7 protein-coding genes are annotated in these 8,721 nt (G+C 71.8%); 6 read left to right on the forward strand and 1 reads right to left on the reverse strand.

Translation table 11 applies throughout. The features are described 5' to 3' along the window. A complete protein-coding gene (gene groL / locus ACIQWA_RS15385; RefSeq protein WP_360226331.1) occupies window positions 1-1,626 on the forward strand; it encodes a chaperonin GroEL in 1,626 nt (541 codons plus the stop codon). Between the two features lie 151 nt (window positions 1,627-1,777). Next, window positions 1,778-2,776, forward strand: a complete 999-nt coding sequence (locus ACIQWA_RS15390) for a LysR family transcriptional regulator (protein ID WP_360226334.1) — start codon at window positions 1,778-1,780, stop codon at window positions 2,774-2,776. Window positions 2,777-2,865: 89 nt separating this feature from the next. Here the strand turns inward: ACIQWA_RS15390 and ACIQWA_RS15395 are convergent, their stop codons facing one another. Next, window positions 2,866-3,192 (reverse strand): WhiB family transcriptional regulator, encoded by a 327-nt coding sequence (locus tag ACIQWA_RS15395; RefSeq protein ID WP_360226337.1) that lies wholly within the window; start codon window positions 3,190-3,192, stop codon window positions 2,866-2,868. 562 nt (window positions 3,193-3,754) lie between these two features. Between ACIQWA_RS15395 and ACIQWA_RS15400 the strand changes: the two genes are divergently transcribed. The 4 genes from ACIQWA_RS15400 (at window position 3,755) to ACIQWA_RS15415 (ending at window position 8,501) form a co-directional block, all read left to right on the forward strand. Then, window positions 3,755-4,366, forward strand: coding sequence for a response regulator transcription factor (locus tag ACIQWA_RS15400; protein ID WP_014136228.1), 612 nt, complete (start codon window positions 3,755-3,757; stop codon window positions 4,364-4,366). Between the two features lie 336 nt (window positions 4,367-4,702). Beyond that, window positions 4,703-5,452 carry an RNA polymerase sigma factor ShbA gene (gene shbA / locus ACIQWA_RS15405; protein WP_402482416.1) on the forward strand — a complete coding sequence of 250 codons (750 nt, stop codon included), beginning with the start codon at window positions 4,703-4,705 and terminating at the stop codon, window positions 5,450-5,452. Window positions 5,453-5,722: 270 nt separating this feature from the next. After that, complete coding sequence (gene guaB / locus ACIQWA_RS15410; RefSeq protein ID WP_360226340.1) at window positions 5,723-7,225, forward strand: IMP dehydrogenase; 1,503 nt, start codon at window positions 5,723-5,725, stop codon at window positions 7,223-7,225. A gap of 148 nt (window positions 7,226-7,373) precedes the next feature. Next, window positions 7,374-8,501: a GuaB3 family IMP dehydrogenase-related protein gene (locus tag ACIQWA_RS15415; protein ID WP_402482419.1), complete on the forward strand. Its 1,128-nt coding sequence runs from the start codon at window positions 7,374-7,376 to the stop codon at window positions 8,499-8,501. Window positions 8,502-8,721: the final 220 nt, after the last annotated feature.

Raw genomic sequence — 8,721 nt, forward strand, 5'->3', positions numbered from 1 at the left:
ATGGCGAAGATCCTGCAGTTCGACGAGGACGCCCGCCGCTCGCTGGAGCGCGGTGTCAACAAGCTGGCCGACACCGTCAAGGTGACCATCGGCCCCAAGGGCCGCAACGTCGTCATCGACAAGAAGTTCGGTGCCCCGACCATCACCAACGACGGCGTCACCATCGCCCGTGAGGTCGAGCTGGACGACCCGTACGAGAACCTTGGCGCGCAGCTCGTCAAGGAGGTCGCCACCAAGACCAACGACGTCGCGGGTGACGGCACCACCACCGCCACCGTGCTGGCCCAGGCCCTGGTCAACGAGGGTCTGCGCAACGTCGCCGCGGGCGCCGGCCCGGCCGCCCTCAAGAAGGGCATCGACAAGGCCGTCGCCGCCGTCTCCGAGCACCTGCTGTCCATCGCCCGTGAGATCGAGGGCAAGGACGACGTCGCCGCCGTCGCCTCCCTCTCCGCGCAGGACACCCAGGTCGGCGAGCTGATCGCCGAGGCGATCGACAAGGTCGGCAAGGACGGTGTCATCACCGTCGAGGAGTCGAACGCCTTCGGCGTGGAGCTGGACTTCACCGAGGGCATGCAGTTCGACAAGGGCTACCTGTCGCCGTACTTCGTCACCGACGCGGAGCGTCAGGAGGCGGTTCTCGAGGAGCCGTACATCCTGATCCACCAGGGCAAGATCTCCTCGATCCAGGAGATCCTCCCGCTGCTGGAGAAGATCCTGCAGAGCGGCACCTCCAAGCCGCTGCTGATCATCGCCGAGGACGTCGACGGCGAGGCGCTGTCCACCCTCGTGCTGAACAAGATCCGTGGCCTGTTCAACGCCGTCGCCGTCAAGGCCCCGGGCTTCGGCGACCGCCGCAAGGCGATCCTCGGCGACCTGGCCGTCCTGACCGGCGGCACGGTCATCTCCGAGGAGGTCGGCCTCAAGCTTGACCAGGCCGGTCTGGACGTGCTGGGCACCGCCCGCCGCGTGACCATCACCAAGGACGAGACCACCGTCGTCGACGGCGCCGGTGACTCCGAGGCCGTGGCCGGCCGCGTCGCCCAGATCAAGGGCGAGATCGCCGCGACCGACTCCGACTGGGACCGCGAGAAGCTGCAGGAGCGCCTGGCCAAGCTGGCCGGCGGCGTCTGCGTCATCAAGGTCGGCGCCGCCACCGAGGTGGAGCTCAAGGAGCGCAAGCACCGCCTGGAGGACGCCATCTCGGCGACCCGCGCCGCGGTCGAGGAGGGCATCGTCGCCGGCGGTGGCGCCTCGCTGGTGCACGCCGCCAAGGTGCTGGACGGCGGCCTGGGCCTGTCGGGTGACGAGGCCACCGGTGTCGCGGTCGTCCGCAAGGCGCTGCACGAGCCGCTGCGCTGGATCGCCCAGAACGCCGGCCTGGAGGGCTACGTCATCACCTCCAAGGTCGCCGAGCTGGAGGCCGGCCAGGGCTACAACGCCGCCACCGGCGAGTACGGCGACCTGGTGAAGGCCGGCGTCATCGACCCGGTCAAGGTCACCCGCTCCGCGCTGGAGAACGCCGCCTCGATCGCCTCCCTGCTCCTCACCACCGAGACCCTCGTGGTGGAGAAGAAGGAGGAGGCCGAGGCCGGTCACGCGCACGGCGGTCACGGCCACTCGCACTGAGGCACCGACGCCTGACCGGAGGCCCGGTCCGACCCCCGCGGGGGACGGGCCGGGCCTCCGGTGTTGGGGAGCCCGGGTGGCGGAAGCCCGTTTGAGGCTTCAACTATCAGTAGAATTTTGCAGAATGCAAAGATTGCCTTATAACTGAGGCATGATCGAGGCCCGCCATCTGCGCGTCCTGCGTGCCGTCGCCCGCACCGGCTCCTTCTCCGCCGCCGCCCGCGAGCTGGGGTGCACCCAGCCCGCCATCAGCCAGCAGATGAAGGCCCTGGAGAAGTCGGTGGACACCCCGCTGGTGGTCCGCTCGGGCCGCGGGATGCAGCTCAGCGAGGCCGGGCGGGTGCTGCTCAAGCATGCCACCGGGATCCTGGCCGGGCTCTCCGCCGCCGAGGAGGAGGTGGCCGCGATCGCCGGACTGCGGGCCGGACGGGTGCGGCTGGTCTCCTTCCCGACCGCGAGTTCCACCCTGGTGCCGCCCGCGGTCGCCCGCCTGCGGGACAGCCATCCGGGGGTGCGCGTGTCGCTGGTCGAGGCCGAACCGCCGGAGTCGCTGGCGATGCTGCGCGGCGGCGAGTGCGAGATCGCGCTGGCCTTCCGCTACCCGCAGTCCGACGGCGCACCCGCGGCGCCCGCCCCCGGGCACGGTTCGCCGCGCGAGGCCCGGGCCGAGGCGAACCTGGAGGCCCAGCAGCTGTCGGCCGGCACCGACTGGTCCGACCTGGTGGTCACCCCGCTGCTGGACGACCCGCTGGTGGGCCTGCTGCCGGCCGCCCACCCGCTGGCCGGGCGGGGCGGTCCGGTGGAGCTGGCGGAGCTGGCGGGGGAGCAGTGGATCGCCGGCTGCCCGCAGTGCCGGGGGCACCTGGTGGAGCTGTGCGCGGGAGCGGGCTTCGAGCCCCGGATCGACTTCGCGACCGACGACTACCCCGCGGTGGTCGGCCTGGTGGCGGCCGGGCTCGGGGTGGCGGTGCTGCCCCGGCTGGCCCTCCAGTCGGTGCGTCCTGACGGCGTGTCGACGGTTCCGGTGCGGACGGCCTCGGGGGCGCCGGCCGTGCGGCGGGTGGTGGCGCTCACCCTGCCGGACCTGGCCGAGGTGCCGGCCGTCGCGCTGATGCGGGAGCGGCTGGCGGGTGCGGCCGCCGATCGCTGACGGTCGGTGACCGGGGTCCCCGATCGGGGACGGAGCGGCCTGAGGCGCCGCGAAGAAACGTTTCTTCACGGCGCGCCGCGGACGCGGGTCTAACGCTGCGCGACCGCCGGCGGGGTCAGCGGGACCTCCACCAGGCGGTGCCGCGAGCGGCCCAGGATCTCCTCGCGCTCGTCCTCGGTCATCCCGCCCCAGACCCCGTACGGCTCGCGGACCGCCAGGGCGTGCGCCGCGCACTCGGCGATCACCGGGCAGCGCATGCAGACCTCCTTGGCGCTGGTCTCGCGCGAACTGCGGGCCGCCCCGCGCTCGCCCTCCGGGTGGAAGAAGAGCGAGCTGTCCACGCCGCGGCAGGCTGCCGAGAGCTGCCAGTCCCAGAGGTCCGCGTTGGGACCGGGGAGGCGGGAGAAATCTGCCATGGCTCATTCCCTTCAGAGGCGGTCGGCGGTGGCCGGGCGTTTCGGCGGGCTGCTGCCGAACGGTGCCCGGCGGGGCGCCCCGCGCTGGTGTGGACACCTGGAAATATGACTTAAGGCAACTCCATGGACAAGTCACCCACACACTGGCACAACAGTCAATGACCATACGAAAGCTATAAAAACGGGCAAAGTGGGCAAGGGGTTCGGCGGGCGCGGGATGTGGCAATCGGGTGGCTCACGGGCGCGCGACGACCCGCACCGGCGTGCGGGTCGTGCGCCCACCGCGCGCGAGCTGCGCAAAAGTGCGGCGTGTGCACCGCGATGCGGCTGATCGGTAATGGGTTGGCCACGTACAGTGGTGGAGATGGCCCGAAGGCCGTAACTCATTCGAGTGACGGTCGTTGGTAGTGCGGAGGCGGTTAGCGGGCGCCGGACGTCGGGAACGATCGCGGGCAAGTCGGGGCGATCAGGACGAAGTCCGTCGCCGATCGGCCGTGTCGGAGAGGTTCGTACCAGCCAGGAGGCTCAACGTGACGCGGATCAGCTGCGGAGGACGACGGTCATGACTTCCGTTCTCGTTTGCGACGATTCCCCGCTCGCCCGCGAGGCGCTTCGCCGCGCCGTCGCGACCGTACCCGGTGTGGACCGGGTCACCACCGCGACGAACGGGGAGGAGGTCCTCCGCCGCTGGGTGGCCGACCGCTCCGATCTCGTCCTGATGGACGTCCGGATGCCCGGCCTCGGCGGGGTCGAGACCGTCCGGCGGCTGCTGTCCGCCGACCCGGGCGCGCGGATCATCATGCTCACCGTCGCCGAGGACCTCGACGGGGTCGCGCTCGCGGTGGCCGCGGGCGCCCGCGGGTACCTGCACAAGGACGCCTCGCGCGCCGAGCTGCGGGCCACCGTCACCCAGGCCCTCGCCGACCCGACCTGGCGGCTCGCCCCGCGCCGGCTGCGCAGCCCCGACATGGGCGCGGCGCCGACCTTGACGGCGCGTGAGATCCAGGTGCTGGAGGGCATGAGCCACGGACGCAGCAACGCCGAGATCGGGCGCGAGCTGTTCCTGTCCGAGGACACCGTCAAGACCCACGCCCGACGGCTGTTCAAGAAGCTCGGGGCCTCCGACCGGGCGCACGCGGTGGCGCTGGGCTTCCGCTGGGGACTGGTCCGCTGACCGGTCGGCGGCGCCGCCGGTCGCGGCGCGCCGCCCTCGAATTCCGGAGCGGGCGCCGCACGGGCGTGTGACGTTACGGTCCCGAGGTTGCACCATGGAGGAGTGGAGCACCTCGGGGACCAGCGGACAGGCACTGCGGCGAACCACGCAGCCGCAGGACACTCGGCGGACGGCGCGACGGACAGGACCACCCACGGCGGCGCGGCGGGAGGCGGCACGGTGCAGGAGGGGCCGGTGGTGCGCGGCACGCCGCACGGTGCCGCAGCGCATAACGTTCCGGTGCACAACTCCGGACGCGGTGCCGCGTTTTCCCGCTCGACCAGGCACCATGGACCGATGCGCGACGATGTCGCCGGTGCGGCCGGCCAGGCGGACCCGGGTGAGGCCGAGCCCTCCGACCCGGGCCCCGACGCGTACGCGGAATCCGGCGACCTGGTGACCGACGCCGTGGCCGACGCCGTGACCGACGCCGTGACCGGGGACGGTCCGGGCCGCCCGCCGGTGCTCGGCACGGGCGGCTCCCCCCTCGTCGGCGAACTGGTCGCGGCCGCCGTGCGCGGCGAGGGCCCCGCGATCGACGCGCTGCTCGCCTACGTCCACCCGCTGGCGCTGCGGTACTGCCGCGCCCGGCTGGTCCGGCTGCCCGGCGGGGCCCGGCACCACGTGGACGACGTGGCCCAGGAGGTCTGTGTCGCGGTGCTGTGCGCGCTGCCCCGGTACAAGGACCAGGGGCGGCCGTTCGAGGCGTTCGTCTACGGCATCGCCGCGCACAAGATCGCCGATCTGCAGCGGGCCGCGATGCGCGGGCCCGGCTCGACCGTGGTGCCGCAGGACGACCTGCCGGAGGTGCCGGACGAGGCGCTCGGCCCGGAGGAGCAGGCGCTGCTGAGCAGTGACGCGGCCTGGGCCAAGGAGCTGCTCTCCAACCTGCCGGCCCGTCAGCGCGAGCTGGTGCTGCTGCGGGTGGCCGCCGGGCTGTCGGCGGAGGAGACCGGTGAGGTGCTCGGGATGTCGCCGGGGGCCGTCCGGGTCGCCCAGCACCGTGCGCTCAGCCGGCTGCGGGCGCTCGCGGAGGAGTCCTCCTGACCGGAGGCGCAGGCCACGGGGGGTCCGGCCGGGCGGAATGAGCCCGCAGGGGCACGTGTTGTCAAGGGCACACGAGGGCACATTCGCGGTGCCAGTACCATGGGGTATCGGCGCCTGGGCAGGTTGCCAAAGTTTTGCGGGTGCACACGGGGTTCCGTTGGAGCTTCCTCCAAGCCACCCGGCTTTCGGCGGTCTGCGCGAGTGAGCGATCAACGCGCCCCCTCCCTCTGGGCGCGAGCGGATAAGGCCGGCCACGGAAGGTACCCCCAAATGTCTTACAACGCCGCAGGCGTACCCGAGAAGTTCGCCATGCTCGGGCTCACGTTCGATGACGTCCTGCTGCTGCCCGGGGCCTCCGCGGTGCTGCCGAACCAGGTCGACACCTCCTCGCGGGTCTCCCGGAACGTCCGCGTCAACATCCCGCTGCTGTCCGCGGCGATGGACAAGGTCACCGAGGCGCGGATGGCCATCGCCATGGCCCGCCAGGGCGGCGTCGGCGTGCTGCACCGCAACCTGTCGGTCGAGGACCAGGCCAACCAGGTCGACCTGGTGAAGCGCTCCGAGTCCGGCATGGTCACCGACCCGATCACGGTCGGCCCGGACACCACGCTCGGCGAGGCCGACGCGCTGTGCGCCAAGTTCCGGATCTCCGGCGTCCCGATCGCCGACGAGTCCGGCAAGCTGCTCGGCATCGTCACCAACCGCGACATGGCCTTCGAGTCGGACCGCAGCCGCCAGGTCCGCGAGATCATGACCCCGATGCCGCTGATCACCGGCAAGGTCGGCATCTCCGGTGAGGACGCGATGGCGCTGCTGCGCCGCCACAAGATCGAGAAGCTCCCGCTGGTCGACGACGAGGGCCGGATCAAGGGCCTGATCACGGTCAAGGACTTCGTCAAGGCCGAGCAGTACCCGAACGCCGCCAAGGACGCCGAGGGCCGTCTGCTGGTCGGCGCCGCCGTCGGCGCCAGCGCCGAGGCCTTCGACCGGGCCCAGGCCCTGGTCGAGGCGGGCGTGGACTTCCTGGTCGTCGACACCTCGCACGGCCACAGCCACAACGCGCTGGCCTGGATCGAGAAGATCAAGTCCGCCGTCAAGGTCGACGTGGTCGGCGGCAACGTCGCCACCCGCGACGGCGCCCAGGCGCTGATCGACGCCGGCGTGGACGGCGTCAAGGTCGGCGTCGGCCCCGGCTCCATCTGCACCACCCGCGTCGTCGCCGGCATCGGCGTCCCGCAGATCACCGCCATCTACGAGGCCGCACTGGCCTGCCAGGCGGCCGGCGTGCCGGTCATCGGCGACGGCGGCCTGCAGTACTCGGGCGACATCGGCAAGGCGCTCGCCGCCGGTGCCGACACCGTGATGCTGGGCTCGCTGCTGGCCGGCTGCGAGGAGTCCCCGGGCGAGCTGCTGTTCATCAACGGCAAGCAGTTCAAGTCCTACCGCGGCATGGGCTCGCTGGGCGCCATGCAGTCCCGCGGCCAGGGCCGCTCCTACTCCAAGGACCGCTACTTCCAGGCCGAGGTCGCCTCGGACGACAAGCTCGTCCCCGAGGGCATCGAGGGCCAGGTCCAGTACCGCGGCCCGCTGTCGGCCGTGCTGCACCAGCTGGTCGGCGGCCTGCGCCAGACCATGGGCTACGTAGGTGCCGCCACCATCGCCGAGATGGAGAGCAAGGGCCGCTTCGTCCGGATCACCGCGGCCGGCCTCAAGGAGAGCCACCCGCACGACATCCAGATGACCGTCGAGGCGCCGAACTACTCGGCCCGCTGACCCGCTCGACCCCGGAAGGGCCCGCCACGGCGGGCCCTTCCGCGCGTCCGGGGGTCGGGCCGTCGGGGCGCCACCAGCGGTAGTACGGGATACTGGGGGCGGCCGGGGTGACCCGGCGGGCATGAGCAACAAACCAGAAGGGCTCGAAGTGACTGAGATCGAGATCGGGCGAGGCAAGCGCGGCCGCCGGGCGTACGCCTTCGACGACATCGCCGTCGTCCCCAGCCGGCGTACGCGTGACCCGAAGGAGGTCTCGATCGCCTGGCAGATCGACGCCTACCGCTTCGAGCTGCCGTTCCTGGCCGCCCCCATGGACAGCGTGGTCTCGCCGCAGCAGGCCATCGCCATCGGTCGCCTCGGCGGGCTCGGCGTGCTGAACCTCGAAGGCCTCTGGACCCGCTACGAGGACCCGCAGCCGCTGCTGGACGAGATCGCCGCGATCACCGACGAGGCCACTGCGACCCGGCGCCTCCAGGAGATCTACTCCGCGCCGATCCGCGCCGAGCTGATCAAGCAGCGGATCCAGGAGGTCCGCGAATCCGGCGTCGTCACCGCCGCTGCGCTCTCGCCGCAGCGGACCGCCGAGTTCTCCAAGGCCGTCGTGGACGCCGGGGTCGACGTCTTCGTCATCCGCGGAACCACCGTCTCGGCCGAGCACGTGTCCAGCGCTGCCGAGCCGCTGAACCTCAAGCAGTTCATCTACGAGCTGGACGTTCCGGTGATTGTCGGGGGCTGCGCCACGTATACCGCTGCGCTGCACCTGATGCGGACCGGCGCGGCCGGCGTGCTGGTGGGCTTCGGTGGGGGGGCTGCGCACACCACCCGGAACGTGCTGGGGATCCAGGTGCCGATGGCGACCGCGGTGGCGGACGTCGCGGCTGCGCGGCGGGACTACATGGACGAGTCCGGCGGGCGCTACGTGCACGTGATCGCGGATGGCGGGGTGGGGTACAGCGGGGACATTCCGAAGGCTGTCGCCTGTGGTGCCGACGCGGTGATGATCGGGGCGGCGCTGGCGCGGGCGACGGACGCGCCGGGTAAGGGGTTCCACTGGGGGATGGAGGCGGTTCACGAGGAGCTGCCGCGGGGGAAGCGGGTCGACCTCGGGACGGTCGGCAGCACCGAGGAGATCCTGACCGGGCCCTCGCACACTCCGGACGGGACCATGAACCTGTTCGGGGCGCTGCGGCGGGCGATGGCGACGACGGGGTACACGGAGTTGAAGGAGTTCCAGCGGGTTGAGGTGACGGTGAACCCGGCGCTGGATCATCGCTGATGGTTTGAGCTTGGCTTGGCTGACGGCCCGTTTTCCCTTCGGGGGAGCGGGTCGTTGGTGTTTTTTTGGGGTGGGGGCATTCCGGGGGTGTGTGGGGGCCGCTGCGCGGGGCTGGGGGGGTTGGGGGGCTTTCGGGAGGGTGGGTTGGTCCGGGGGCGGTTCCGGGGGTGGGCGCTCCGGGGGCTGGGTGATTTTCGGACCGCCGACTCTGTGGGTGGGG

Source organism: Kitasatospora sp. NPDC098652 (assembly GCF_044760155.1).
Taxonomy (GTDB): domain Bacteria; phylum Actinomycetota; class Actinomycetes; order Streptomycetales; family Streptomycetaceae; genus Kitasatospora.